General features: G+C 32.0%; 28 protein-coding genes. 7 read left to right on the plus strand and 21 right to left on the minus strand.

Annotation, left to right across the window (positions count from 1 at the left end):
• Positions 1-14: 14 nt before the first annotated feature.
• Positions 15-455 (minus strand): YlbF/YmcA family competence regulator, encoded by a 441-nt coding sequence (locus tag LQ694_RS13340; RefSeq protein ID WP_048542287.1) that lies wholly within the window; start codon positions 453-455, stop codon positions 15-17.
• 15 nt (positions 456-470) lie between these two features.
• Positions 471-1,538, minus strand: coding sequence for a CAP-associated domain-containing protein (locus tag LQ694_RS13345; RefSeq protein ID WP_065381092.1), 1,068 nt, complete (start codon positions 1,536-1,538; stop codon positions 471-473).
• Positions 1,539-1,706: 168 nt separating this feature from the next.
• Here LQ694_RS13345 and LQ694_RS13350 point away from each other — a divergent pair, with 168 nt between their 5' ends.
• Together LQ694_RS13350 and ytvI are read left to right on the plus strand one after the other, a co-directional pair.
• Positions 1,707-2,078 carry a YugN family protein gene (locus LQ694_RS13350; RefSeq protein WP_196968170.1) on the plus strand — a complete coding sequence of 124 codons (372 nt, stop codon included), beginning with the start codon at positions 1,707-1,709 and terminating at the stop codon, positions 2,076-2,078.
• Positions 2,079-2,158: 80 nt separating this feature from the next.
• Positions 2,159-3,205 carry a sporulation integral membrane protein YtvI gene (gene ytvI, locus LQ694_RS13355; protein ID WP_070368966.1) on the plus strand — a complete coding sequence of 349 codons (1,047 nt, stop codon included), beginning with the start codon at positions 2,159-2,161 and terminating at the stop codon, positions 3,203-3,205.
• Between the two features lie 51 nt (positions 3,206-3,256).
• Here the strand turns inward: ytvI and LQ694_RS13360 are convergent, their stop codons facing one another.
• From LQ694_RS13360 to cyoE, 7 genes are all read right to left on the minus strand, one after another.
• The gene (locus LQ694_RS13360; protein ID WP_037587463.1) at positions 3,257-3,718 is read right to left on the minus strand and encodes a DUF420 domain-containing protein; all 462 of its coding nucleotides are present in this window, start codon (positions 3,716-3,718) and stop codon (positions 3,257-3,259) included.
• An 11-nt stretch (positions 3,719-3,729) separates the two neighbouring features.
• Positions 3,730-4,683 (minus strand): cytochrome c oxidase assembly factor CtaG, encoded by a 954-nt coding sequence (gene ctaG, locus LQ694_RS13365; protein ID WP_065381091.1) that lies wholly within the window; start codon positions 4,681-4,683, stop codon positions 3,730-3,732.
• A gap of 159 nt (positions 4,684-4,842) precedes the next feature.
• Positions 4,843-5,196, minus strand: coding sequence for a cytochrome C oxidase subunit IV family protein (locus LQ694_RS13370; protein WP_048542277.1), 354 nt, complete (start codon positions 5,194-5,196; stop codon positions 4,843-4,845).
• 1 nt (position 5,197) lies between these two features.
• Positions 5,198-5,827, minus strand: coding sequence for a cytochrome c oxidase subunit 3 (locus tag LQ694_RS13375; RefSeq protein WP_048542275.1), 630 nt, complete (start codon positions 5,825-5,827; stop codon positions 5,198-5,200).
• A complete protein-coding gene (ctaD, locus tag LQ694_RS13380) occupies positions 5,827-7,728 on the minus strand; it encodes a cytochrome c oxidase subunit I (RefSeq protein ID WP_048542273.1) in 1,902 nt (633 codons plus the stop codon). Before ctaD ends, LQ694_RS13375 begins: the two co-directional genes overlap by 1 nt.
• Positions 7,729-7,751: 23 nt before the next feature.
• The gene (gene coxB / locus LQ694_RS13385) at positions 7,752-8,819 is read right to left on the minus strand and encodes a cytochrome c oxidase subunit II (protein ID WP_037587457.1); all 1,068 of its coding nucleotides are present in this window, start codon (positions 8,817-8,819) and stop codon (positions 7,752-7,754) included.
• 38 nt (positions 8,820-8,857) lie between these two features.
• Positions 8,858-9,763, minus strand: a complete 906-nt coding sequence (gene cyoE, locus LQ694_RS13390) for a heme o synthase (protein ID WP_049319430.1) — start codon at positions 9,761-9,763, stop codon at positions 8,858-8,860.
• 357 nt (positions 9,764-10,120) lie between these two features.
• Between cyoE and LQ694_RS13395 the strand changes: the two genes are divergently transcribed.
• Entirely contained in the window at positions 10,121-11,032 is a 912-nt protein-coding gene (locus tag LQ694_RS13395) for a COX15/CtaA family protein (RefSeq protein ID WP_049319332.1), read from the plus strand.
• A gap of 51 nt (positions 11,033-11,083) precedes the next feature.
• Here the strand turns inward: LQ694_RS13395 and LQ694_RS13400 are convergent, their stop codons facing one another.
• The 3 genes from LQ694_RS13400 to LQ694_RS13410 form a co-directional block, all read right to left on the minus strand.
• The gene (locus LQ694_RS13400; RefSeq protein ID WP_239772095.1) at positions 11,084-14,530 is read right to left on the minus strand and encodes a pyruvate carboxylase; all 3,447 of its coding nucleotides are present in this window, start codon (positions 14,528-14,530) and stop codon (positions 11,084-11,086) included.
• 136 nt (positions 14,531-14,666) lie between these two features.
• Positions 14,667-15,866, minus strand: coding sequence for an FtsW/RodA/SpoVE family cell cycle protein (locus tag LQ694_RS13405; protein WP_049319334.1), 1,200 nt, complete (start codon positions 15,864-15,866; stop codon positions 14,667-14,669).
• A gap of 66 nt (positions 15,867-15,932) precedes the next feature.
• Positions 15,933-16,208 carry an Fpa/YlaN family protein gene (locus LQ694_RS13410; protein ID WP_025904660.1) on the minus strand — a complete coding sequence of 92 codons (276 nt, stop codon included), beginning with the start codon at positions 16,206-16,208 and terminating at the stop codon, positions 15,933-15,935.
• Between the two features lie 141 nt (positions 16,209-16,349).
• On the opposite strand from LQ694_RS13410, the gene LQ694_RS13415 reads away from it, so the two are divergent.
• Together LQ694_RS13415 and LQ694_RS13420 are read left to right on the plus strand one after the other, a co-directional pair.
• A complete protein-coding gene (locus LQ694_RS13415; RefSeq protein ID WP_196968168.1) occupies positions 16,350-16,832 on the plus strand; it encodes a hypothetical protein in 483 nt (160 codons plus the stop codon).
• A 5-nt stretch (positions 16,833-16,837) separates the two neighbouring features.
• Positions 16,838-16,984, plus strand: a complete 147-nt coding sequence (locus LQ694_RS13420; protein WP_075578086.1) for a DUF2197 domain-containing protein — start codon at positions 16,838-16,840, stop codon at positions 16,982-16,984.
• Between the two features lie 33 nt (positions 16,985-17,017).
• Here the strand turns inward: LQ694_RS13420 and LQ694_RS13425 are convergent, their stop codons facing one another.
• Positions 17,018-17,356: a YlaH-like family protein gene (locus LQ694_RS13425; protein ID WP_037587446.1), complete on the minus strand. Its 339-nt coding sequence runs from the start codon at positions 17,354-17,356 to the stop codon at positions 17,018-17,020.
• A gap of 5 nt (positions 17,357-17,361) precedes the next feature.
• Complete coding sequence (typA, locus tag LQ694_RS13430) at positions 17,362-19,209, minus strand: translational GTPase TypA (protein ID WP_048542260.1); 1,848 nt, start codon at positions 19,207-19,209, stop codon at positions 17,362-17,364.
• Between the two features lie 220 nt (positions 19,210-19,429).
• Between typA and LQ694_RS13435 the strand changes: the two genes are divergently transcribed.
• Entirely contained in the window at positions 19,430-19,615 is a 186-nt protein-coding gene (locus tag LQ694_RS13435; RefSeq protein WP_048542258.1) for a DUF5325 family protein, read from the plus strand.
• A gap of 370 nt (positions 19,616-19,985) precedes the next feature.
• Here the strand turns inward: LQ694_RS13435 and LQ694_RS13440 are convergent, their stop codons facing one another.
• Entirely contained in the window at positions 19,986-20,807 is an 822-nt protein-coding gene (locus tag LQ694_RS13440) for an inositol monophosphatase family protein (protein WP_049319336.1), read from the minus strand.
• A gap of 104 nt (positions 20,808-20,911) precedes the next feature.
• Here LQ694_RS13440 and LQ694_RS13445 point away from each other — a divergent pair, with 104 nt between their 5' ends.
• Complete coding sequence (locus tag LQ694_RS13445; protein WP_096791286.1) at positions 20,912-21,523, plus strand: YktB family protein; 612 nt, start codon at positions 20,912-20,914, stop codon at positions 21,521-21,523.
• Between the two features lie 56 nt (positions 21,524-21,579).
• On the opposite strand, the gene LQ694_RS13450 is transcribed toward LQ694_RS13445, so the two are convergent.
• The 6 genes from LQ694_RS13450 to LQ694_RS13475 form a co-directional block, all read right to left on the minus strand.
• Complete coding sequence (locus tag LQ694_RS13450; protein ID WP_218696716.1) at positions 21,580-22,098, minus strand: DUF4064 domain-containing protein; 519 nt, start codon at positions 22,096-22,098, stop codon at positions 21,580-21,582.
• Between the two features lie 47 nt (positions 22,099-22,145).
• A complete protein-coding gene (locus LQ694_RS13455) occupies positions 22,146-23,135 on the minus strand; it encodes a DUF4064 domain-containing protein (RefSeq protein WP_196968167.1) in 990 nt (329 codons plus the stop codon).
• 81 nt (positions 23,136-23,216) lie between these two features.
• Positions 23,217-24,290 carry an ABC transporter substrate-binding protein gene (locus LQ694_RS13460; RefSeq protein WP_048542251.1) on the minus strand — a complete coding sequence of 358 codons (1,074 nt, stop codon included), beginning with the start codon at positions 24,288-24,290 and terminating at the stop codon, positions 23,217-23,219.
• Positions 24,287-25,099, minus strand: a complete 813-nt coding sequence (locus tag LQ694_RS13465; RefSeq protein ID WP_049319340.1) for an ABC transporter permease — start codon at positions 25,097-25,099, stop codon at positions 24,287-24,289. Before LQ694_RS13465 ends, LQ694_RS13460 begins: the two co-directional genes overlap by 4 nt.
• A gap of 1 nt (position 25,100) precedes the next feature.
• Positions 25,101-25,904, minus strand: coding sequence for an ABC transporter permease (locus LQ694_RS13470; RefSeq protein ID WP_144412558.1), 804 nt, complete (start codon positions 25,902-25,904; stop codon positions 25,101-25,103).
• Positions 25,897-26,994 carry an ABC transporter ATP-binding protein gene (locus tag LQ694_RS13475; protein WP_025905170.1) on the minus strand — a complete coding sequence of 366 codons (1,098 nt, stop codon included), beginning with the start codon at positions 26,992-26,994 and terminating at the stop codon, positions 25,897-25,899. Before LQ694_RS13475 ends, LQ694_RS13470 begins: the two co-directional genes overlap by 8 nt.
• Between the last annotated feature and the right edge of the window lie 4 nt (positions 26,995-26,998).

A 26,998-nucleotide genomic window follows, 5' to 3' on the forward strand; every position in this document is an offset into this window, starting at 1 on the left:
AAGCTTTTTTTATGTTACGTTGAACATCCACAAGAACCACCAGTAGAACAACCGCCACCATGTGATTCGCTACTAAAGAATGGATTACCCGTATCCACTTTAACATTGCTTGAAACTGAATAAGAAACAATGCTAATCACTTCATCTAATAAATCTTGTAACGCAGTTTCTTTAGTCTTAAATTCAGAAACAACTGGATGCATTTCATATGCTCTCTTTTGTTGTCTTGTTTCTTTCATTACTCTATTGTAATCAGGATGATATCTACCAAATCTTAAACAATCATCATAATGTGATTTAATTTGATCAAATTTTTGCCTTAATATTTTAACTTCAAAATTTGTTTCAAGTTGATGTTTTGCTTCGAGATATTCTTGATAAATATATGAATCCTTAATACATGCGCTTAATTCATCTGATTGATCAAGTATATCAACTGTTTCTGCAGTAAACATAATATGATTCCCCCTTTATTCTTTATTTTCTTTGAAAACAAGTGAATAGTATTCGCGAGAATTACCAGCACCAAATTCATCATATTGACTACCTAATAACTTTTCTCTATAGGTGTTGTTGTTTAACCAGCTATTGATAAGTGTTGGTACATCATAGAAATTGTAAGCTAAATTTTGGTTAATGGATTCATATTCAATCTTTTGATTATTGATATGTTTTGTAATGCCATCTTCTAATGATTTAACTGCTTCTTCCTCATTGATATCATCTTCAATTAAATCTGCTTCCATTTGTGTTATATACGTAAGTTGATCATTAATCTGTAATGGTTTGACATCTTTCATCTCTCTAATTTCATTAACGATTTCAAGAAGTGATAAATCTTTATTTATATGAGCTTGAAAGTCTTGTTTGTCTGTTCTCTTTAGTTTGTTATCTTTATCACCATTTATTTTAGACATTGAAAAAGGTGCATTTTCAACAACAACATCTGAATCCATAAACTGTACACCCATAACTTCATTTGTTTCACTATCAATTAAGACCTGTGTATAAACATTACCATATTTAATCAGTAATTGTGTCTTAATATCACGTTCAGATAACTCTAATTGATATTTTCCATATGTACTTTCAATAACTGGTTCCATATCTATATTTGTACCATTGAAAATCTTTGTTGCATCTTGTTTCATTTTAATCGGTGAAACATTCACTTTATTTCCTGTAGCAAATACTGAAGAGACTTTATCATTTTTAGTAGATATTAAATAATAATGCTCTTTATTTTTGAAGACATAATTCTTTCGACCGTGCTCTGCCTTATATACCCTATCTGGTTGTCCTAAATCATTTATGACTTCTTTAATATTTTTATAGACATATGTACCTACGCCTTCTTTCAACTTTGCATTACCAGTTGATTTTTCAGCTTGCTGCTCATAATAATTCTCATTTGCTTTATCATGAGAGTAGTTAGGATTCTTTAATACATCAAATTCTAATTTAGGTGAATAGAATAAATAAAAGAGTACAATGATTAAAATAGTTATTGCTACAACTTTTATGATAATATTTTTCAACTATTTACCTCCTCATTTATTCCTATATTCAATTATATCATTTTACAGGAAAACATTTACCTAAATCAATCGAAATGTTGTCATATTTGTTAAATATAAATGTACATTGCAACATTGGCGCTTTTATCATAAAATAAACTTAAAGGTACTTAGAGGGAGGAAAAATACATGGTATTTGATAATACAGGTCTTGAAAAGGTTATCATAGAACAAGAGCTATTAAAAGATGTTATGAATAAACATGGTTTTATTGCTGGAGGACATTGGGATTATGAACGTATCACTTATGATTTTAAATATGAAATAAGTGAAGGCGTCTATTACCTAAGAATTCCTGGTTATGCACTTAAAGGGGACATCGGTGCCAATAACGCAACAATTCAATTAATGAATCCATATCTCGGTAAACACTACTATCCAACAGGTGTAGAATATGGAGATGATGAAGTTTACCCAGATAATTTAGTTGCACATTGTAACTTACTAATTGAACGTATCACATCAGATATTAATGCATTAAATACATTAGGTACGCATTAATTAAAATAATACTAACAGAGTAGAGACGTGATATTTCACGTCTCTTTATTTTTATATAAATGAGCAAAGAGGTTATCATTATGAAAAAATGGATAAACAAACGAAACATAAGCATATTCATCATTATAGTTTTATCTATTCTATTTATTTATTTTATTTTACCGATATCAATTCCTTTAATAACTGCACTTGTTATCGCATTAGCGCTCAATCCACTTGTTAATAAATTAGCATATAAAATTAAAAGCCGAAAATGGAGCGTTACGATTATTTATACGTTACTCCTCACACTAACAGGATTTATTATATTTTTATTTTTAACAAAATTAATAGACCAGATTGTACTATTTATTAAAGATTTACCTAATAAAATTAATATTCTCATCACTGTAATTGAACAATATAACGACAAAATGAAAGCTATATTACCCGATGAAATGGCAGTAACAATCAACAAAGAACTACAGAATTTTGTTGCTTCATTGAGAGATTCAATCGCAAATTATTTAAGTGTTGAAAATATAACAGAAGTTGTATCTTCTTTACCAGGTTTCATTATAAGCCTTGTTGTATTTCTTGTAGCATTATTCTTATTTATGCTAGAAATACCTAATATTCATAAATTTATAAAGCAACATCTTTATCCGTCGACTTATCATGAAGTTTATAAAATATACAATAAAATAGGTCATTCTATTATCGGGATGATATCTGCTACTGTTGTATTAAGCTTTATAACTTGGTTATTTACTTATGTTGGTCTACTGATTATCGGCGTTGACTCAGCGTTTGTCATCAGTTTATTTATATGGTTTATAGACATCTTACCGATTATTGGTGCGACAGGTTTTACAATTCCGTGGGCAATCTACGCATATATAGTTGGAGATTCGACACTCGGTATCCAACTGATTATTCTATCTGTTATTTTACTCGTTCAAAGAAAAATATTAGAACCTAAAATATTCGGTACGGGTGTCGGTTTATCTCCATTACCCACTTTAATATCCATGTTTATCGGTTTAAAATTACTCGGCTTTATTGGATTCTTTATCGGACCATTATTCTTAATCGTCATCAAAACGATACTAGAATCTGGTCTTATCAAAACAGACTTTAAAATATAATATGAACAAAAAACCTCTCAATCCGTTATAAGCAGATTGAGAGGTTTTAATTTAATGTCCTAAAATTGCTTTTATCATAGATGTTGTATCTCCACCGTGATAGAACACATATAATAATAAATAAACGGCAACACCTGTAATTGCTGTACAGAACCAAATAATAGATGTTACTGGCCCAAATTTACGGTGTCTATCAAGTTTATTCGTCCAACCTAAATAAATCGTATAGATCCCCATCACTGCCCCGACAGTCGCTAGCGTTATATGGAAAATCAAGAAAATTGTATAATAAATTTTGATATTATCCGGTCCACCAAATGAAGTATTTCCAATAAATACTGTTCTACTAGCATAAATGGTAAAGAATACGACTGCAGCAACTGCAGCAGATATCATAAATTTTTTATGTGTTTCAATTTTTCGTTGTGCAATAAAGTACCATCCAATAGCAACTAAAATTGCGCTTAATACGATGAAAGTTGTACTTATTGTCGGTAAAATTGGTAAATTCATTTTCATACATCCTATCTAAATTGATTATATAATGCTTTTTGCTCTTGTAATTTTCTCAAGCTATCTTCAGTGATTTGCTTTTCATTTTTCCTCTCATATCTAAACCATCTCATGAAAATGATATATAAATAAATACCAAACACGATTTCTTGCATAACTTTCATGATGACGCCACCTGTTTGCTGATCTTCTAAAGGTGTGAAATTCGTAAAGTATTCTGGACCAGATAACCCTGTTCCTTGTACGACTGTATTTAACGTATCAGCAGGTACACATAAAGTCATCGCACCAAGCCATGCTTTACCTGATGTGTATGTTTCATACATTGCAGTTCCACTAAATATGATAAGTCCACATGAAGGTGTTAACAGTACACCGATAAAGAAGATATATAAGATTTTCTTAATATTACTCATGTGCAATTCTTCTGGAATATGTTTATTAAATATTGGATGCCACATAAACCATGCACTAATGAATAAAATAATCGTATATAACTCATGCAAAACAAGATCTTGTTTTAAAGTATCTAACACAAGTGGTATATGATATACAGAGAATAAACCGTTAAAAAGAAAAATTGCTAATATCGGCTTTGTAAATAATTGAACAATCTTATTAATTACGGGTAGCTCTTCCAAATATTTGATGATGTACTCTGGGATAGCAAAATACAGTAACGGAACTACAATTAAAAATAACAAAGCCATTTGCAACATATGGAAACTAAAAATGATATGTGAAAGCAGATCAATAGGTCCACCTTCTAAAAAGTATATCGTTAACATTAAGATAACGAAAAGTGTTGCTTCACCTTTTCTTAAAGGTCTTCCACCTGGTATATCTTTATACCATTTTCCACAAATTAAAAAGTATAAGATTATTACACATAATACGCCTACAAAGAAGAATGGCGTCCAGTTTGCCCAAAAACCGAATATAGATATTGAGGTTAAGTTACCCATCTCTTTACACTTCCCCACTTAGTCATTACTTTCATTATAAAATTTAATCCACCGTTAAACAACCCAACAATGTAAATAGTTATGACAATGATATGACCAATTATGAAAGATAAAAAGACTCGAGAACTTATATAACAAAGTTCTCGAGTCTTTTATAAATTATTTCGTTTTTACGAATAACGGATCGCCTAACCATACGATGTAAATAAACGTTACGACAAACGATAATCCGAAGAATACACCCGTAATCATGAATAATTTTGATATGCCATGTTTTTCAGCTTTCATATGCATGAAATAATAGAATTGTAATACAACTTGTAGTACTGCTAATCCTAAAATAACTGGAATAACGAACTCTTTAGGAAGTTCAGCAGCAACTAACGCGAAAGCAACAAAAGTAACAAAAATCATAATAGCAAAGTTTGTAACTTGCATACGCATTTCTTTTGTACTTTTACGCTTTCTATACTCTCTAAGTGCTTGTGCGTCATGATTTATTTGTTGACTCATATTATCCTAACGCTCCCATCAAGTATACTACTGTAAAGATAAACACCCATACAACGTCAATGAAGTGCCAATATAAAGCAGCAGTATTAAATTTATGTGCATTATAAATACTTAATCCTCTACCTCTATTACGGAAGATGAGTAATGTTAACCATACTAGTCCTATAAGTACGTGGAATCCGTGTGTTCCTACCAAGAAGTAGAAGGCACTACCAAACGCACTTGAACGGAATGTATGACCTTGATGTACATACTCTACGAATTCATAAATTTCTAATCCTAAGAATCCTAATCCTAACAGTATTGTAATACCAATCCAAAGAAATAATCCTTTAGCATTGAAATTACGCATATGGTATAAAGCATATACACTTGTTAGAGATGATGTTAATAATAACATTGTCATTACGAACGCTAATGGTAAATGGAATAAATCTTTAGCTAATAAGTGATCTTCACTTGGCACAGCATCTTTTAATGCTAAGTAAGTAGCGAATAGTGATGCAAATAATGCAACCTCTCCACCTAAGAACACCCAAAATCCTACGAGTTTATTCTTACCTTCCATAGATGCTGTTTCAGGATGGTTTGGCCAATTGTCAGCTGTAAATTTTGCTTCTTCATGTGACATTAACGCTCACCCCTTTCATACTCTAATAACTCTTCTTTAGAAATATGGTGACCATGATCATCTTTAAGTGATCTCACAATCATACTTCCTGCAGTAATACCTAAACCAAGAATCAATACGTAAACTGCCCATGGTTTTTCATGTAAATCTTTAACTGCATCTAGAGCCCATTCTTTACCATCTGCAAAATACATAGCACCAAATGCTGCTACGAATAAACCGAACGCTTGCATGAATGGAATAAACGAATTGTTTGGCATATGAATCTCATCTAAAGATTCAGCTGGAAGAATTTTTCCGTCGCCTTGTGTTTTTTCAATCCATAATGCATCTAGTCCACGAACTAATGGTGTTTGTGCAAAGTTATAATGAGGTGTTGGTACAGGTAATGCCCATTCTAAAGTACGACCGTCTCCCCAAGCATCTTTTCCAACTTTTTCACCTTTAGCTAATGTCATGATTACATTGATAACTTCAGTAATAACAGCTACTGCCATGAAGAGTGCACCAATTGTTGATACTAAGTTTGGTATGTCATATCCTTGACCAGGTAAGTATGTAAATACTCGACGTGGCATACCCCATAGTCCTAAGAAATGTTGAATTAAGAATGTTAAATGGAAACCAATAAAGAATAACCAGAATGTTACTTTACCTAATTTTTCACTTAACATTTTACCAGCTATTAGTGGGAACCAATAATGTAAACCAGCTAATAAAGCAAATACTACACCACCAACAATTACGTAGTGGAAGTGAGCAACGATAAAGTATGAGTCATGTAATTGATAGTCAGCTGGTGCTGATGCTTGCATGACACCTGTTACACCACCCATTACGAATGATGGGATAAAGAATAATGCATATAACATTGGTGTTGTGAATTCTACGCTACCGCCCCAAACAGTTAGTAACCAGTTGAATATTTTCACACCCGTCGGAACAGCAATTGCCATTGTTGCAACAGCGAAAATCGCGTTAGCTACTGGACCTAAACCTACAGTGAACATGTGGTGAGCCCAAACCATGAATCCTAAGAAACCGATTAATACTGTAGCGAATACCATCGCTGAATAACCGAATAAACGTTTTCTAGCGAATACAGGTATAATTTCAGAGAATATACCAAACGCTGGTAATACTAAAATGTAAACTTCTGGGTGTCCAAAGATCCAGAATAAATGTTCCCAAATAATTGTGTTACCACCTTGAGAAGCAACAAAGAATGATGTACCAAACATTCTATCGAATATTAATAAGAAAATACCGATAGTTAATGGCGGGAATGCAAATACGATTAATGTAGAAGCAACAAATGTTGTCCAAGTCATTAGTGGCATACGCATATACGTCATACCAGGTGCTCTCATGTTAACGATTGTAGCTACAAAGTTAATACCAGCAATTAATGTACCAGCACCAGAAATTTGTAACCCTAGAGCATAGAAGTTAATACCATGCCCTGCCGATTCTAAAGATAAACTTGCATAAGATGTCCAACCTGCGTTAGGCGCTCCACCTAAAATCCAAGATAAGTTTAAGAATATTCCACCAAAGAAGAATAACCAGAAACCTAATGCATTTAAGAATGGAAATGCAACATCTCGTGCACCAATTTGTAATGGAACAACTGCGTTCATATAACCGAATAATAAAGGCATTGCGGCTAAGAATATCATCGTTGTACCATGCATTGTGATAATTTCATTAAACAGTCCAGCTGTAACAAAGTCGTTTTCTGGAACTGCTAACTGGATACGAATTAACATTGCTTCGATACCACCGATAGCAAAGAATAATCCCCCAGCAATTAAATACAAAATAGCAATTTTTTTGTGGTCGACTGTTGTTAAATAGTCCCAAATAGTCGATCCAAACCCCTTTTTACTTTGAGTAGACACTAGAGTAACCTCCCTTTCAATTCTTACTTATCAACTTTTCTTTCCATTAAGTAGGCAGATAAAGCGTCAATGTCTTCATCAGAAACTTTATATTGACCAGTCATCTTATTACCAGGTTTAACGCTTTCTGGGTCTTTAATCCATTTTTTAAGATTTTCTTCATCATGTTTTAAGTAACCTGCAATTAAATCACGATCACCAAAGTTTGTTAAGTTAGGACCTTTAGCTCCATCTCCAGTTGGTGTAACAGCGTGACATCCTGCACATGATTTGTTAAATACCTTTTCGCCCTCTTTAGCTTGACTAGAAGTAGCGGCTACAGGTTTTTTAACATCTTTCATATCTTTAACCCATTTATCAAAATCATCTTGTGGTAGGGCTTTCACTTTAAAGTCCATTAAAGCATGTGATGGTCCACATAACTCAGCACACTTACCATAGAATAGATTTTTGACTTCTTTAGCTCTTTTATCATCGAATTTTAAGTAGAATTTATTAATACCTTCTACGTTTGTATCCAATTTCCCTCCAACTGCTGGTACCCAGAATGAGTGTTTAACATCAGCTGAATGTAATCTGAAGTAAACTTTTTTATCTGTTGGTACAACCAGTTCTTGGCTGGTAACAATTTTTTCATTTGGATAACTAAACTCCCACCAATAAAGGTTAGCAGTTACATCAATAACAAGTTCTTTACTTTTACCTTTTTCATCTACTTTATCGATTGCTTTAGTATCTCCAAGTGAGAACGTAAGCATAACAGTAGGAATTGCTAGAATAATAAGTAAAATAATTGGGATGATTGTCCAAACCAATTCTAATTTATGATTTCCTTCAACGTCTTTAGGTACATAATCTTCACCTAACTTTTTACGACGGAATTTAATCATTGCAAATAAGAATATAACAACAACTACAACAATAACTAGCAACATAATGCCTATTGAAAGCATTAGTAAAAAGAATTGTTTATCAGCAACTTCACCAGCTGGGTGAAGAACTGATAAATGTTTTTGTCCACAACCTGCTAATACAAACAGCAAAGTAGCAAGCAAACCGAACATTTTCGTGTTTTTTAAACGTGTCTTCATTCGTTTAACCCCTCTTTCATGCATTCATTCATAATTAATTATATTAATTGTATAACAGTTACGATAACTGTCATGACAAAGAAAATAACAAGATAATTTAAAGAAAAAACAAACATACTCGTAGCCCATTTTGATTTGTTTATTTCTTTTTTAAATCCATATAAAGCTAATAACATCCATGCTAAATTGAGTAGTGTTGCAATAACAACGAACACTGTACCAAGTTGTGTCATTAAGAACGGTATCGGTAATAAAAGAACTACCCAAAACAGCATACTTAAACGCGTTCTATTAAAGCTTTTGACTGACGGTAACATTGGTATATTAGCTAAGGTATATTCATCTTTACGACGATAAGCTAAAGCATAAAAATGAGCAGGTTGCCATGCAAATAACACTAAGAATAGTGTCCATGCTAATGGGCTTAATGATGGATCAATACTCGCCCAACCAATTAACGGCGGTATTGCACCTGGAAAACTTCCTACAACTGTATTCCAAACAGTATGTCTTTTTGACCATATTGAGTAAAGCACAACATATCCAAATATACCAAGTAATCCAATTATGCCAGTTGGAATATTTATCATGAATAATAAAATTTCACCCACAACCATTAATCCGAAACTTAATTGAATTAAGTGGCGATTACTAATACGTCCATTTACTGTAGGTCTCTTTTGTTTAGAAGGCATGATAGAATCGATATCTTGGTCGTAATAATTGTTTATAGCACATGCTCCGCCCATAATAAGGGTTGATCCTACCATCATTAATAGAACAACCGGTAAACTGTGGAAGAAGTTAAATCCACCAAATACTATTGCAAGCCACGCACCCGCAAATGTTGGGATCAGATTTCCTTGAACAAGACCCATTTTAATGATGGCTTTAATTTCATACAAAGTGAGACGTCCAGTTTCTATTTCTTTCTCAGAAGTCACACTATATTGATTTTGTTGCAATTTTGTCCCTCCTTCCATTATCTTTCACATATAACTCAATGATATATGAAAATTGTCACATAATCTATACATTTTTGAAACAAAATTTTGACATTTTATTACTTATCCTTTGTTCGCATAAAAAGTCATTATTGTGTAACATTTACAATGCACATTCATTGTTATACTATAGATATTAGTGTTTAAATTAGAATCGTATTAAAGTAAGAATAATTGTTAATACGTTGTTCTCTTAAATTCTATCATATTTTGACATATAAATAAGGTTTATTTTAGAATAAAACTCATTTTATAGTACTATAAATATCAATTTTAATTTTACTTGAGGTGTTCGAATTGTTTAGTGATAAATTTTTAAAATGGCTATCAACTATAGCGACAATTGTGATGCTCTTTGTCCAATTAGGTGGCGCTTTAGTTACTAAGACTGGGTCTGCTGATGGTTGTGGAAACTCTTGGCCATTATGTCATGGCTCTGTTATACCTGCAGATTGGCCAGTAGAAACGATTATAGAATTAGCCCATAGAGGCGTATCTGGATTAGCACTTATTCTTGTTTGCCTACTTACTTATATAAGTTGGGTCAAACTTGGTCATATTAGAGAAGTTAAACCACTTTGTATTACAAGCATTGCATTTATCTTTGCTCAAGCTTTAATTGGTGCAGCAGCTGTAATTTGGCAACAAAATAGTTTTATTTTATCTCTACATTTCGGAATATCACTCATTAGCTTCGCATCAGTTTTATTATTAACATTAATTATTTATGAAGTTGATCAAAAATTCGAAGCTACAAGCTTAATAATAGATAAACACTTAAAGTTCCACACTTATGCTGTTACACTATTTATATATTTTGTGATTTATTCAGGCGCACTTGTAAGACATGCAGATGCAAGTTTAGCATGTTTAAGTTGGCCATTATGTAGAAACGGTGAAGTCGGATTACCTCAAAACTTTTATGAATGGGTTCAAATGTCTCATAGAACTTTAGCATTCATTATATTTATTTGGATATTATATATTTTCATTCATGCTTTCAAAAATTATACACAATACCGTGTAATTAAATACGGTTGGACATTAGCTTTTATACTTGTTTGTTTACAAGTAACGACAGGTGCTTTATCAGTTATTACACGTGTTAACTTATTTATCGCACTCTTCCATGCATTATTTATAACAATGTTATTTGGATTGTTATGTTACTTCATCATGCTAATATCACGTTCTAAACGTCGAAGTTAACATTCAAAAAGCCGCTGGAATCATTTGATGATTTCAGCGGCTTTTATTTTATTATGCTTTATCAATTGTAATAATCAAATCTTGTGTTTGAATACTGTCACCAGCTGAAACGTAAATATTGCTTACCGTTCCATCAAATGGTGCTTGTATTGTTGTTTCCATCTTCATTGCTTCAGTAATGATAAGTGCGTCACCTTGTTTCACTTCATCGCCTTGTTTCACTTTTACTTCTGAAATTGTACCAGGCATTTGTGCACCAATATGAGATTCATTACTTAAGTCTGCTTTTTGTAATACTGCCTCAGATACTTTAACATGTTCATCTTTAACGTATACTTTTCTTGGTTGACCATTCAACTCATAGTATACCCAACGATGTCCATCTTCATATACATGACCAATAGAAAGTAATTTAACGATTAAGATCTTACCTTTATCAATTGTAATTTCTACCGTTTCATTTTTCTTCATACCGAACAAGAATGTAGGTGTATCTAACAATGATAAGTTTCCGAAACTTTCATATGTCTTAATATATTGTTCGTAAACTTTAGGATAAATGGCATAACTGATTAAGTCTTGTTCCGTTACTTCCTCTTGTTGTTTAGCTTGTAGTTCTTCACGCAATGCATCAAAATCAACAGGCTCTAATAATTCTCCTGGTCGTTTTTCAATTGGTTGTCGCCCTTTTAAGATGACTTTTTGTAATTCTTTATTAAAGCCATTTACTGGTTGGCCAATTTCACCTTTAAAGAATGAGACAACTGATTCAGGGAAATCGAGTGAACGTCCACGTTTAATGACACTTTCTTCATCTAAATCGTTTTGAACCATGTATAATGCCATGTCCCCAACTACTTTAGAAGAAGGTGTTACTTTTACGATATCACCAAATAATAAGTTAACACGTTTATACATGTCTTTAACTTCATTAAACCTTCCACCTAATCCTAAACTTTTAGCTTGTTGGCCTATGTTAGAATACTGTCCACCTGGCATCTCATGTTGGTAAATTTCAGTATGTGGAGAACGAATATCACTTTCAAAATCAGAATAATAGTTTCTAACTGTATCCCAATATTGAGATAATCTTTCAAGACCATCAATATTTGTTCTAACATCTCTTTCATTTCCACTTAATGCATAGTATAAAGAGTTAGCTGAAGGTTGTGATGTTGTACCACTCATACTTGCTACTGCAGTATCAATAACATCGACACCTGCTCTAATCGCACTTTGATAAACAAGTAATCCGTTACCACTCGTATCATGAGTATGTAAATGGATTGGAATATCAATTTGTGTCTTCAATTCACTAATTAATTCATAAGCTGCTTTAGGTTTTAACAAACCAGCCATATCTTTAATGCCAAGAATATGTACACCTTCACGTTGTAATTCTTTAGCTAGATTAATGTAATACTCTAAAGTATATACGTTAGATCTTTCAGGATTTAAGATATCGCCTGTATAGCAAATTGCACCTTCAGAGATTTTACCTGATTTTTGTACCGCTTCATTTGCGACTTTCATTTGATCTAACCAGTTCAATGAATCGAATATTCTAAACACATCGATTCCAGCTTCAGCACTTTCTTTAACAAATTTTTCAATCACATTATCAGGATAGTTTTTATATCCAACTGCATTTGATGCTCTTAATAACATTTGGAATAACACATTTGGAATTTTTTTACGTAAGCGTGTTAAACGTTCCCATGGATTTTCTTTTAAGAAGTTATATGCCACATCAAATGTTGCACCACCCCACATTTCTAAAGAAAATGCGTCATTTAAATATTTAGCTGTTTCAGGTGCGATTTGTAACATGTCGTATGTTCTCATACGAGTAGCTAATAATGATTGATGTGCATCTCTAAACGTTGTATCCGTCAATAGTACTTCTTCTTGTTCTTTTAACCATTTACTTACGCCTTCAGGTCCTTGTTGTTCTAGAATTTGTTTCGTACCTGATAATGATGCAATTTCTTCATTAGATACTTCTTCTAATTTGAACTTTTCAAAGTGTGGTTTTTCTCGTTTTTCAACACCAGGGAATCCATTTACCGAAATATTCCCAATATATTGTAACGTCTTTGTTCCTCTATCTCTAGTCGGTGTAATATCAAAAAGCTCTGGGTTGTTCTCTAAAAATTTAGTTGTATATGTACCCTTTGCGAACTTCTCGTGATTTACCACATTATACAAGAATGGAATATTAGTTTTAATACCTCTTATTCTCATTTCTTTAAGCGAACGCAACATTTTTTCAGTCGCTTGTCTTAATGACATAGCATGTGTTGAAACTTTCACTAATAATGAATCGTAATAAGGTGAAATTTCTGCACCTTCGAATCCATCACCAGCATCCAGTCTTACACCAAAGCCACCACTTGAACGGTAAGCAATAATTTTACCTGTATCTGGCATGAAGTCATTTAAAGGATCTTCAGTTGTGATACGACTTTGAATTGCAAAACCTAAAGTAGTAATATCTTCTTGTTGAGGCATTTCAATTTTGTTACCAAATAATGATTCACCTTCTGCAACTAGAATTTGTGTCTTAACAATATCGATACCTGTTACCATTTCAGTAATTGTATGTTCAACTTGTACACGTGGATTAACTTCAATAAAGTAGAATTCGTCACCAGATACTAAGAACTCAACCGTACCTGCATTGACATATCCAATTTTCTTCATTAAGTCTAATGCAACATTACAAATACGATGTCTTAATTCATCACCTAATGAAACAGATGGTGCAACTTCTACAACTTTTTGATGTCTACGTTGTACTGAGCAATCTCTTTCATATAAATGAACTAAGTTTCCATGCTCATCACCTATGATTTGAACTTCAATATGTTTTGGTTGATCTATGTATTTTTCGACATAAACTTCACTATTACCAAAAGATTTTCCCGCTTCTGATTTAGCTCTTTGGTATGCATCTTCTAATTCACTCGCATTATTTACAATACGCATACCTTTACCACCACCACCAGAAATAGCTTTGATGATAACTGGGAAACCGTGTTCTTTTGTAAATGCTTCTACTTCCTCAAATGATTCAACCGCGCCATCAGTTCCTGGAATAACTGGAACATCTGCAGCTATAGCTGTCGCTCTTGCTTTTACCTTATCCCCAAACATGTCTAAATGTTTAAGTTCTGGTCCGATAAATTTAATGCCTTCTTCAGCACATCTCTTAGCGAATGTTTCATTTTCACTTAAAAAGCCATAGCCCGGATGAATCGCATCGACGCCTGCTTTTTTTGCAACTTTTATAATTGCTTCTATATTTAAATAACTTTCAGTTGGTCCAAGGTTTTCATCTACTAAATAAGACTCATCTGCTTTATATCTATGCAATGCGCCTAAGTCTTCATTAGAATAAATTGCTACCGTTTCAATATCTAACTCTGTAGCTGCTCTAAAAATTCTGATTGCAATTTCGCCTCGGTTGGCTACTAATAATTTGTTTATTTTGCTCATATTTGGAGGCTCCCCTCAATGTATTTGAATTTTCTAAAAACAATATATTAGTCCATTATATAAAAATTGCGGATTATATTCTACTATAATCCGCAATTTTTATATAATTTATTAATTTGATTGATTAATTATGCATTTATCTCGCTCTTTGACGACTCTCAATTCTTATCTGTTTAGCTGTTAATAATAGTATACCTGTTGCGATACTTAAGCTTAACATAGAGGAACCACCAAATGTCATAAATGGCAATGGAACACCTGTTAAAGGTATTGTTCCTGATATACCAGCTAAGTTTACAAAAGTTTGAATACCAATATAGCTTGAAATACCCACACACACTAATTTAAAGAAATATGAATCCGTAAGTGCTGCATATAAGAAACCTTTATATACAATGAAGCCAAGTAATCCTATTATAAATAACACGCCAACTAAGCCTAATTCTTCAGCAATAACTGCAAAGATAAAGTCTGTATGCGGCTCAGGTAAATAACCTAATTTCATAATACCATTACCTAACCCTTTACCAAAGAGTCCACCATTACCGATTGCTAATAAAGAATTAGCTAAGTGATATCCAATACCACTTTCGTAGTTGAAAGGATTTTCAAGTACATGAAATCGGTCTGCTTGGTGTTGTGACAGAATGCCACCTTTAAACACTATACTAAAGATAATCAGTAATACAACACCAGCAAATATTGGTCCAGACCATTTTATAATGGCTTTAATACCAATACCTGAATATGCGAAAATACATAATACGATCATACATAATATTAACGCTTGACCTGTATCATTTTGTAATAAGACTAATCCAATACAAGTACCGATTAAGAATAAAGGCATCATCAGTGCAAGTTTAAATTGTTTAAGTCGATTTCGCCTTTTATCAATAATGAAAGATAAGTATAAAATCATTGCAACTTTCAATATTTCCGATGCTTGTAAGTTCATAAATCCTAAGTTAATCCAACTTTTTGCACCATTAATCGTCGTACCAACAAGTAACGTTAACACGAGCAAACCAAATATTGTGAATATGACAATTTGTTGTACTCTTTTATTCTTTAAAATGTTGATGTGCATAAAATACGACATAAAAAATACAATAAAAAATCCAACTATACAATATAGTAGCTGCCTCACAAAAAAGTAAGTTCCCGATACTGGAATACCACCTGTTAAAGTACCTTTTGTAGCAGCAACCATACTTGCACTATATACCATCACTAAGCCAATGAATGATAAAATGATATAAGTAATTAACAATGTAAAATCTATGTATTTTGAGTAATTCTTAATGTACTGGAAAAACCTCTTAATATATTCCATCGACTCATTCCAATTCTAAAAAAATAAGTCTAAAGAAAGATTTCTCCTCTCTAGACTTTGTATAATTTAAGCATTTGTGAAAGCATCATGCAATTTAGATAGTTCCTTTTCTAAACTTGCCATAAGTGTCTGACCCTTTTCTCTATCAACAAGTCCAATTTGTACTGCAAAATCTACTTCCTTTTGAAGACCAAACATTTGCGTATCTAAAACTTCCTCATATAAAGGACATTGTGGCATTGTTAAGTTGTCCATTTGTACCTTTATTAACTGAAGGATTTTTTCAGAATCGTTATATAATTGGTCATATGCCCTTTGACAAATTTCTGAATCGTAATGCATGACATACTCCCCCTTAATCTTTTTAAGTTTCTATACTTATAAAATTTTAGCCTACAAATCTGAAAATTGCAAGCGAAAACAGAAGGTTATTAATTACAAATATGTTAAAATTGAATTGTGAGATTGATAGGAGTGAAAAAATTGATACAAATTAAAGGAAATACGAAGTTTAATATTACGTTAGATGCAACAACATGGATTTTTGATGATCGCAAAGTAAAAATTGAAGATTTAGAGCAAGGTATCTTTAATGGCGAAAAGCCAATTGAATTTGAAAATAATGTTGCATGGAACCGTGCAATCCTTGAAGGGGCTACAAATCCTCCAACATTAAATAGTGAAACAACTTATAAAAGACGTTCATTTTTAAAAGATACTTATGTCATAAATGCGATGCCTTTTATCAAAAATGCAGAACCAAATGAGAACTCTACAAAAGTAGTCTTAAAAAATGATCAAGATTCAATTGAGATTCCAATTGAACAATGGCCATATTTATTTTTCCAATTCTCTAAAGAAGGAAAAATGATATATAAAGATGGTAAAATCGACGCTTTTACTTATGATCAAGAAAATGGTTACCAAAATAAATTTAGTTATGTTTCTGATATAGAGGTTGTTTAACCATGATTATGAAAGTAAAATGTATTATTTGTGATTCTGTCGTTAATTTAGATTCTAAATCTAAAGAAGCAAAAAGATTAAGAAATCACCCAATCCGTACGTTTATGTGCGATGATTGTAAAGCAAGACTTGATAAACCTAAATCAGAATAAAATAAAAAAGGCGGCTCTCATGAGCCGCCTTTTTTATTGTTGTTTACCGCTACTTCGTTCTTTATGAAGTCTGTAACGATATAGACCTAAAACAATTGCTGCTATTATTAAACTTTCTCCTACTGGCAAGAATACCGCTAGAAATGTTAATAATAAACAACCTAAAAACAGTAATATATAGATAATAATGTTTTGCCAAAACTTTAGTTTTCTTGCAAACCCTAAATTATAAACAATCGCACTTAATACAAAAATCGTTAATAATAAAAGCCACATACCAAGCTCTGGGTTCTCATCTACTCTAAATAACTTACCAAAAAATGAAAGCCTTTCTGTTGGATTGACACTTACATTTTTAGCAACTAAGAGCATCTATATCACTCCTCTTCTTGTTCAGCCATTTTTTGTCTCTTCTGAGCTCTTTCTCTTTCTGCTTTATCTAAAATTTTCTTTCTTAAACGAATTGATTCAGGTGTTACTTCAACTAATTCGTCATCATTTAAGTATTCTAACGCTTCTTCAAGAGTTAAAATTCTAGGTTTTTTCATTGTTGTTGTTTGTTCTTTAGTAGCTGAACGGATGTTGTTAGCTGCTTTAACTTTTGTAATGTTAACTGTTAGATCGTTTTCACGAGTGTTTTCACCAACAATCATACCTTCATAAACTTCAGTACCTGGTTCCATGAAGTTTACACCTCTATCTTCTAAGTTCAAGATAGCATAAGTACTTGCTACACCTTTATCGATTGATACAAGAACACCATTTCTTCTTCCACCAATACGTCCTTTAATTCTTGGACGGTAAGAATCGAATGTATGGTTAATGATACCATAACCGCGAGTCATTGACATGAATTCAGTAGTGTAACCAATTAATCCACGAGCTGGAACGATAAAGATTAATTTAGTTTGTCCATTTTCGTTAGATTGCATATCAACCATTTCACCTTTACGTGATCCTAAAGATTCAATAATTGCACCTGTATATTCATCAGGAACATCAATTTGAACACGTTCATAAGGCTCTGATTTAACGCCATCTATTTCTTTGATAATAACTTGAGGTTTAGAAACTTGTAATTCATAACCTTCACGTCTCATATTTTCAATTAGGATAGATAAATGTAACTCCCCACGTCCTGCTACAACCCATGCATCAGGTGAATCGGTAGGTGTTACACGTAAAGATACATCCGTTTCTAATTGTGTTTCTAATCTTTCTTCAATCTTACGAGCTGTTACGTAAGTACCTTCTTTACCAGCGAATGGAGAATTATTAACTGAGAATGTCATTTCTAATGTTGGCTCATCAATTCTTAAAATTGGCAAAGCTTCAACATGATCTTGAGGTGTAATTGTTTCACCTACGTTAATATCTTCCATACCACTAATAGCGATTAGGTCACCAGCGTATGCTTCATCAATTTCTATACGATTTAAACCAAAGAAACCAAAGATTTTTGTAACTCTAAAGTTTTTAACGGTACCATCAATCTTAACTAATGATACTTGTTGTCCAACTTTAATTGTCCCTCTGAATACACGCCCTACACCAATACGTCCAACATAATCATTATAATCTAATAATGCAACTTGGAACTGTAATGGCTCATCTCTATTATCAATAGGTGCTGGTACATATTCTAAAATTGTTTCATATAGACATTGCATGTTTTCGTCTTGTTTATCAGACTCTAAACTAGCAGTACCACTTAATGCAGATGCATATACAACTGGGAATTCAAGTTGCTCATCATTTGCATCTAATTCAATAAATAAATCTAATACTTCATCTACAACTTGTTCTGGTCTTGCAGAAGGTTTATCTATTTTATTAACAACTACTACTGGTTTTAAATTTTGTTCTAATGCTTTTTTAAGTACGAAACGTGTTTGTGGCATCGTTCCTTCATAAGCATCTACTACTAATACAACACCATCAACCATTTTCATAATACGCTCAACTTCTCCTCCGAAGTCAGCATGTCCAGGTGTATCTAGTATATTGATACGGTGATCTTTATAGTCAATTGCCGTATTTTTAGCTAATATCGTAATACCGCGTTCTTTTTCAAGATCGTTTGAATCCATTGCACGTTCTGCTATATGTTCATTTTCACGAAAAATACCAGATTGCTTTAATAATTCATCTACTAAAGTTGTTTTTCCGTGGTCAACGTGGGCAATAATCGCAATGTTACGTACATTTTCTCTTAAATTAGTCATGCAAAAAATTTTCCTCTCCGATTTAAATTAATCGACATTTATTCGACTTAAATTTATAACTTGATAATTATAACATAAATCGTTTGAAAAATAACTATTATTGAACAGATTTACTCAAATTTCCATATTTTTTATTTGATAGCGTTTAAATCAACAGGTTGATTTTTCTTTAAATGTGAAGCATAATAAAATAATGAAAACGGTTAAAGGATGGATATAAATGAAGAAATCTAAAGCAATATTCGTACTACTTGCTTTAATTGTAACATGTCTCCTTTTAGTGTTTAGCTTTGCATTAGCAGAAGGTTCTATGTTGTTTATGTTATTAGCAGTATTGTTAATCGTTGCAACTATGGGATTTGGTTTTACACTTAAAAAGAAATACCGCGAAAACGGTTGGCTATAAACATCATACGACATCAATTAAAAAGCATATCACTTAACGAAACGTTATCGTGATACGCTTTTTTGTTGTGTTAAATTTAGTTGTTAAGAGGTATAACATAGATGGTATTGATAGTTAGGCGACAGAATGTTCTAGAATCTTGATATCATTATTCTGAATTGTGGTAGTTAGAATGCTGTAACTTCCATTTTTCCGAATTGTGGTAGTTAGAATGCTGTAACTTCCATTATTCTGAATTCTGGTAATTAGAATCCGCTAACTATCATTATTCTAAATTCTGGTAGTTAGAAACTGCTCACTTAGATACATTTCTCGGAATTCTGTCCCTATAAAAAAGAGGCTTAAACAACATATGTTTAAGCCGCACTTTCTACTTTCCTTTAAATCTTTCTGTATGAATTTGTTCTAGCATTGTCTTATATGGTAAGAAGTATTCATTCAATAGTTCTTGGTGAATTTTTTTATTGCCTATTAGTATTGAATTCGCTTCTAATATATTTAAGTGTTCTCCTAATTGGTTTGTTACAACTGCGCCTACTTCTTCAGCAATTATTAAGCCTCCTGCAAAGTCCCATGGATGTAATCGCATTGTTAAATATGCACTTGTATTACCTTTTGCAACGTTAGCAAAGTCTAATGCTGCTGATCCGTATGCTCTTGTACTTCTTGCTTGATCAACAATTGGCATGTAGATTTTAGCTAATTTTTCTTTTGTTAACCATAATGGATTTGTTGAAATTAAACTGGTCTTCAAATCAGTGTCTTCTAAAGGTTTAAGTTGTTCATTATTTAACCATGCCCCTTTACCAGCTATGGCGTGATACATTTTATCGTTCATCACATCATATACAAATCCTGCATATTTTTCACCATCAATAAAAATACCGATTGAAATGGCGAAATTTTCTTGTTGATGTACAAAGTTTAGCGTGCCATCTATTGGGTCAACAATCCATAGGACGCCCTCTGTATTATCAATATCCGTGCCGTGACCTTCTTCTCCTAAAATGCGATGTTCTGGATATGTAGATTTAATTTGATTAAATAATCTTTCTTCTGTTTCTTTATCTATATTTGTTACTAAATCATTAGGGTTTGACTTTGTTTCAATTTGAATATCGTCATCTATTGAATCACGAATAATTTGACCCGCTTCTTGCATTATTTGATAAGCAAATTTGTATATCTCCATGACAAAACCTCCTATGTTATTTTTATATTAGCATTGTTCTTTATATATTCAAAAAAATTTATGATAAAATATTGTTAAGTACCACAGTTATAAGGAGGACAACTATGACTAAGTATACGTTTAAACAAAAAGATTTTAAAGTTTTTAGTGTTGAAGGTTTAGAAAATAGGATGCAAGCACTAGACGAACAAGTAAGACCACAATTACATGCTTTAGGTGAAAGATATACAAAATATTTAACTGAACAAACTGGAGATACATTCCATTACCATGTTGCAAAACATGCAAGAAGAACTGTTAATCCCCCTAAAGATACATGGGTTGCCTTTGCGACTAATCAACGTGGATATAAAATGTTACCACATTTTCAAATTGGCTTATTTGAATCACAATTATTTATAATGTTTGGTGTCATGCATGAAAATAAAAACAAAGGTCAAATGGCTGACTTTTTAAATAAAAACTTTAACTTATTAGAAGACTTGCCAAGTGATTATTCATTATGTTTCGATCATTATAATATTGATAAGTCTCCTATTGATTCATTATCTAAAAAAGATTTGAAACATCATATTAAAAGACTTAAAGATATTAAAAAAGCTGAGTTCTTCGTAGCACGTACTTTAGATCCTAAGTCTGATGTATTAAAAACAGATAAATCATTTACGGCATTTTTAGATGAAACATTTGATGAATTAATGAAATTTTATAGTTAATATTTAAAATAATAGCCCTTCAGTATTGAACTGAAGGGCTGTTACTTATATATTGATTAATAAATATATGGATCGTCATCTTTTTTCTTTTTATCTTCTGAATTAAACTGATTTTGTTGATGATTGTTATCGTCTAAATGATTATGATCATTTTGGAAATTCACATCTTCAAATTGATGATTTTTTTCTTTTCTCACTAATAACATAATACCCGCAATAATTAATACAAGGAATGAAATGATGTTAAAGATAAGTATTGAAACAATACCACCAAGTATAGCTGATATACCAGATAAAATTCTCTGTTTTTTAACAAATACTAATGCCACTATCGCTAATACAATACTAATGATTAGAACGATAAGTGCATAATTTGTAAAGCTACTCATAACAGATGACAATTGATCCGAAGATATTCCATTTTGTAACTCTGGATTATTTTGTATTTGTTGCTCAAATTCCATCTTAAATTGAGCAGTGTTTGAAACAGATTTTGTTATAAATGCCAATACAATTCCAATTAATGAAAATACTGCACCTATAACAAGTAATATATATTCTGTTGTTCTTTTCATTTTAACCCTCCTAAAATTTGTCAATTATTATTATCTCAATCTAAATTTTATTTATCAAGTTTATTATCGTTTTTATCTATATTTTGTTCGTCTTTATTTTTTTCTTCAAAATATTTTTTCTGTTGTTGCATTCTTTTTTCGTAATTATTTCTTCTTTCAATCGTTGCATTAGGTTTTACTTTTTTAGGTTTCTTTTCTTTTTTCAGTTTATCAGGTTGAACTTGATACTCATCTGATTGTGTTGTTTCATAATTGTATGGATCTTCATGTCTTTGACCAATATCCTCTTGCAGATTAATATCTGACTGATTTGCATCATCTACGTCTTCAACCTTTGTTTCTTCTTGTTGATTTCGTTGTTTTTTATTTTGATGCTTTTTACTACGAGAAAGCACTTCCTCACTATGAGTAGTTTCAGTTTGTTCTACTGAATCAACTTGTGCTGAACGTTCTTTCTCATGTGATGACTCTTCTACATGTTCTTCTCGATATTGCTTTTTAGGTTCAACTCGTTGACGTTCTCTTGGCTGTGGTTGAATATTTTCTCGTTGATTTTCATAATAAGGTTGTTGTGGTGCCATACCTTGAACTGGTAATATTTTATCTTTTCTTACGAATAATAAAATACATACAATAAAGAAAAATAATGGTACAAGCACAATAAATAATGGAATTGTAATAATTGCTAATAGTAAAAATACAAAAGCCGAAAATATTCTCCATCTCATTAAAACTAAACCAATAAATGAAAATATTAAAACAATAATCAAGTAAATTATAAATAACCAAATACCATTTTGAATATTGAGCGCTACTTCACTAGCAGACATTAATTGTCCATTAGTCGTAATATTAATATTTAGTCTATTAATTAAAGTTTCTAGCCTATTTATATTTTCTGGATTATTTAATACGACAAGTGCAGCAAATAAAGATAAGACTGTTATGCCCAATAATATAATCCAAGCAAACCAGCCGAGAAATTTTTCTACACCTCTACCAACTGGTTGTCTCACATGTTCTACATATGAATTCATCATGTTTACCTCCTAATAATGAATTGGTTTTAATTATAACAAAAAAAGGACTTTGTTTCTCACAAAGACCCTTTATATTGACTAATTAAGCGACATTTTAAATTTTAAAAAGGCTTCATTATACGCTCCAATATTTTCTTTTCCTAAATCTTCATAAACTTCAAGTTTATTTCTTACTGAAGAATCAGGGTAGAAACGCTCGTCTTCTCTAACACTCTTATCTAAAAGATTATAAGAAGCTTTATTTGGTGTTGCATATCCAACCCATTCTGCATTTTGTTTTCCATTCTTCTCTTCTAATAAGAAGTTAATAAATTTATGTGCGCCATCAACATTTTGAGCTGTCTTAGGTATAACGATATTATCAAACCATAAGTTTGAACCTTCTTTAGGTACGACAAAATCCAATTTATCATTTTCAGTCATAATATCAGCTGCCATACCACTCCAAACAACGGCTACATCTGATTCGTTCTGAACCATCATTGTATTAATTTCATCACCTACAACACCTCGAACATTAGGTGATAACTTAATTAATTTATCTTGCGCTTTTTTCAGTTTTTGCTTATTCGTTTCATTTAAACTTTCATTCATGCTATTTAATGCAAATCCAATACCTTCTCTTGAACCATCAACGATTAATACATCATCTTTGAGACGTTTATCCCATAGACTATTCCATGTATTAAAATTGATACCTTTTGTTGTTTCAGGATTATACAAAATACCCACTGTTCCCCAAAAATAAGGTACGGAGTATTTATTACCTGGATCAAATGGTAAATTCATAAAATCTTTATCAATATTTTTTAAATTCGGTACTTTTTTATGATCAATCGGTATTAATAACTTTTCTTTTTTCATTTTTTCAACAGTATACTCACTCGGCACAGCAACATCATATGCTGTGCCACCGTTTTTAATTTTAGCCATCATCGCTTCATTGGAATCAAACGTTTCGTACACGACTTTAATACCTGTTTGTTTTTCAAATTTTTTCGTCAAATCTGGGTCAATATATTCTCCCCAGTTATATACATAAATGACATTCTTTTTTCCTTTAGAAGGAGGCGGATCAATTAATTTAGTAGATAGCATTAACAATGCCCCTACAACAATTGAAATGCCGACTAACTGCATTAATTGTTTCATCTTATAATGCCCCCTCTTTTTTCAAGTCTTTTTTGTTGTCCTCTTTTTAAGAAATAATATCCTAAAATCAGTATCATGACTAAAGCAAATAGCAATGTAGAAATCGCATTGATTTCCATCGTAATACCTTTTCTAGCCATAGAATATACTTCAACAGATAATACGCTAAAGCCACTACCTGTTACAAAGAAGCTCACTGTAAAGTCATCTAACGAGTACGTAAGTGCCATAAAGAATCCACCAATTGCACCCGGTAGAATATGAGGTATCACAACTTTAATAAGTGTTTGCCATGAAGTTGCACCTAAATCTTTAGCTGCATCGATCATTGATGTATTCATATCATAAAGTTTAGGAAGCACTAAAAGCACTACTATTGGTACACAAAATGCTATATGAGAAATTAATACTGACCAGAAACCGAGTCCCATACCTGTATAATGACCAATAACTGTAAATAACAGTAAAAATGACGAACCAATAACAACATCAGAACTTACCATTAAGATATTATTCAACGTTAGTAATCCCACTTTTAATTTTTTATTTCTTAAGTAGTAAATACCTATTGCACCACATATGCCGATTAAAGTAGAGATACTTGCTGCCAACAATGCGATCGCAATGGTGTTCACGATAATCACTAACAAGCGCTTATTTTGAAACACCGATGTATAATGATCAAATGTAAATCCTTTAAAATGCGTCATGTTACCCGCACCATTAAATGAATAAAATATCAAGAAAAAGATAGGTAAGTATAGAAATATAAGTATAAGTGTAAAATAAAGTTTTCCTGTTAATTTCATACTATACCTCCTTATTCTCTGATTTAGATTTCGTAATAATGAGTATCAGAGCCATAGCTAATATTAAGAACACTGCTATCGTAGAACCCATACCATAATTTTGTGTAACTAAAAACTGTTCTTGTATAGCTGTACCTAAGTTAACAACTTTATTACCTGCGATTAAACGCGTAATCATAAATAAAGATAATGCCGGTATAAATGTAATTTGGATACCCGTTTTCACGCCTTCTAATGTTAAAGGCACGATGACATTTTTAAATGTTGTAAAACTATTTGCACCTAAGTCTCTTGAAGCTTGTAATAAATTCTCTGGTATTTCATCCATTGAATTAAAGATTGGTAACAGCATAAAAGGAATATAAATATAAACCGAAACGATGATAAATGCTGAACTTGTAAATAATAATTCTGTTGATGGTACGTGAAATATGCTTAAAATTTTATTTAATAAACCATCATGACTGAGGATACCAATAAAGGCATACGTCTTAAGTAACAAGTTAATCCATGTAGGTAAGATAACGAGTAATAATAATATATCTTTATGTTTAGCATTTCTAAGTGTTAACGCTAATGGATAACTGATTAGCAAACAAAAGAAAGTAATAATTAATGCATACCAAGCTGAACTTAAAGTCATTTCTAAATAACTACTTGTAAAAAAGTTCTGGTAATTCTCGAATGAAAAGTGCCCATGAATATCAAGTAATGATGCATAAAAAATCATAGCAATTGGAACGATAATAAATAATACTATCCATATCATGTAAGGTACGAGTAATAATGATTTTATTTTATGCATGTTCCTCATCCTCATAGCTTTCAATTCGACGATCAAATTCTTCTTCTGTTTCACCTGGCAACATAATATGAATCGCTTCTGAATCAAAATCAAGTCCTACTGTTTCACCGATTGTTGCTTTTTTCGTCGTTTGGATTATCCATTCATTACCTTGTGCATCATAACAACAGATTTCATAATGAACACCTCTAAATAATTGAGAATCTACAACTGCAGAGATACGACCTTCATTCTCCGATTTAATCGTGATATCTTCTGGACGAATCACTACGTCAACTTTAGCATCTTTCTCAAATCCAGCATCTACACATTCATAAGGAATTCCGTACATTTCAACAACATAATCACGTTTCATGACACCTGTAACAATATTAGATTCACCAATGAAATCTGCTACGAATTTATTGACCGGTTCGTCATATATGTCTACAGGTGTACCACTTTGTTGAATTTTTCCGTCTTTCATAACAAATATGTAATCACTCATTGCTAATGCTTCTTCTTGGTCATGTGTGACAAATATAAACGTAATACCTAATCGTTGTTGCAATTCACGTAATTCATATTGCATTTCTGTTCTTAACTTTAAGTCTAAAGCTGATAGCGGCTCATCAAGCAAGATAATTTCAGGTTCATTCGCAATTGCTCTAGCAATTGCGACACGTTGCTTTTGACCACCACTCATTTCAGTGATTTTACGTTGTTCATATCCTTCAAGCTTCACTAATTTTAATGCTTCTTTTACTTTAGTTTGAATATCTTTTTTATTTAACTTTTTTATTTTTAGTCCAAATGCTACATTGTCGTATACATTTAAATGAGGAAATAACGCGTAATCTTGGAACACTGTATTAACTTTCCTATTATTTGCTGGCACTTTGTTTATAATTTTATTATTAAACAAAATATTACCTTTTGTTGGTGTTTCAAATCCTGCTATCAATTTTAAAATTGTCGTTTTACCACATCCTGATGGACCTAATAATGTATAAAATTTACCTTCTTCAATTTCAAAACTGACATCATCTAATACTTGAGTGTTGTTAAAGTTCTTTGAAATGCCTTCGAACTTTATGATTGGTTGTTTCATACCT

The organism is Mammaliicoccus sp. P-M58, assembly GCF_022386165.1.
GTDB lineage: Bacteria > Bacillota > Bacilli > Staphylococcales > Staphylococcaceae > Mammaliicoccus > Mammaliicoccus sciuri.

Coding starts and splice junctions, on each gene's coding strand:
- LQ694_RS13440 (WP_049319336.1), bottom strand. CDS start 20,807: ATGGAGATATACAAATTTGCTTATCAAATAATGCAAGAAGCGGGTCAA.
- LQ694_RS13340 (WP_048542287.1), bottom strand. CDS start 455: ATGTTTACTGCAGAAACAGTTGATATACTTGATCAATCAGATGAATTA.
- LQ694_RS13360 (WP_037587463.1), bottom strand. CDS start 3,718: ATGAATTTACCAATTTTACCGACAATAAGTACAACTTTCATCGTATTA.
- LQ694_RS13465 (WP_049319340.1), bottom strand. CDS start 25,099: ATGAAATTAACAGGAAAACTTTATTTTACACTTATACTTATATTTCTA.
- LQ694_RS13425 (WP_037587446.1), bottom strand. CDS start 17,356: ATGCTCTTAGTTGCTAAAAATGTAAGTGTCAATCCAACAGAAAGGCTT.
- LQ694_RS13410 (WP_025904660.1), bottom strand. CDS start 16,208: ATGCATTACGATTCAGAAATTTGTCAAAGGGCATATGACCAATTATAT.
- LQ694_RS13450 (WP_218696716.1), bottom strand. CDS start 22,098: ATGAAAAGAACAACAGAATATATATTACTTGTTATAGGTGCAGTATTT.
- typA (WP_048542260.1), bottom strand. CDS start 19,209: ATGACTAATTTAAGAGAAAATGTACGTAACATTGCGATTATTGCCCAC.
- LQ694_RS13475 (WP_025905170.1), bottom strand. CDS start 26,994: ATGAAACAACCAATCATAAAGTTCGAAGGCATTTCAAAGAACTTTAAC.
- LQ694_RS13400 (WP_239772095.1), bottom strand. CDS start 14,530: ATGAGCAAAATAAACAAATTATTAGTAGCCAACCGAGGCGAAATTGCA.
- LQ694_RS13405 (WP_049319334.1), bottom strand. CDS start 15,866: ATGGAATATATTAAGAGGTTTTTCCAGTACATTAAGAATTACTCAAAA.
- LQ694_RS13455 (WP_196968167.1), bottom strand. CDS start 23,135: ATGAATTCATATGTAGAACATGTGAGACAACCAGTTGGTAGAGGTGTA.
- LQ694_RS13445 (WP_096791286.1), top strand. CDS start 20,912: ATGACTAAGTATACGTTTAAACAAAAAGATTTTAAAGTTTTTAGTGTT.
- ytvI (WP_070368966.1), top strand. CDS start 2,159: ATGAAAAAATGGATAAACAAACGAAACATAAGCATATTCATCATTATA.
- LQ694_RS13435 (WP_048542258.1), top strand. CDS start 19,430: ATGAAGAAATCTAAAGCAATATTCGTACTACTTGCTTTAATTGTAACA.
- LQ694_RS13370 (WP_048542277.1), bottom strand. CDS start 5,196: ATGAGTCAACAAATAAATCATGACGCACAAGCACTTAGAGAGTATAGA.
- LQ694_RS13460 (WP_048542251.1), bottom strand. CDS start 24,290: ATGAAACAATTAATGCAGTTAGTCGGCATTTCAATTGTTGTAGGGGCA.
- ctaG (WP_065381091.1), bottom strand. CDS start 4,683: ATGGGTAACTTAACCTCAATATCTATATTCGGTTTTTGGGCAAACTGG.
- LQ694_RS13470 (WP_144412558.1), bottom strand. CDS start 25,904: ATGCATAAAATAAAATCATTATTACTCGTACCTTACATGATATGGATA.
- LQ694_RS13350 (WP_196968170.1), top strand. CDS start 1,707: ATGGTATTTGATAATACAGGTCTTGAAAAGGTTATCATAGAACAAGAG.
- LQ694_RS13375 (WP_048542275.1), bottom strand. CDS start 5,827: ATGTCACATGAAGAAGCAAAATTTACAGCTGACAATTGGCCAAACCAT.
- coxB (WP_037587457.1), bottom strand. CDS start 8,819: ATGAAGACACGTTTAAAAAACACGAAAATGTTCGGTTTGCTTGCTACT.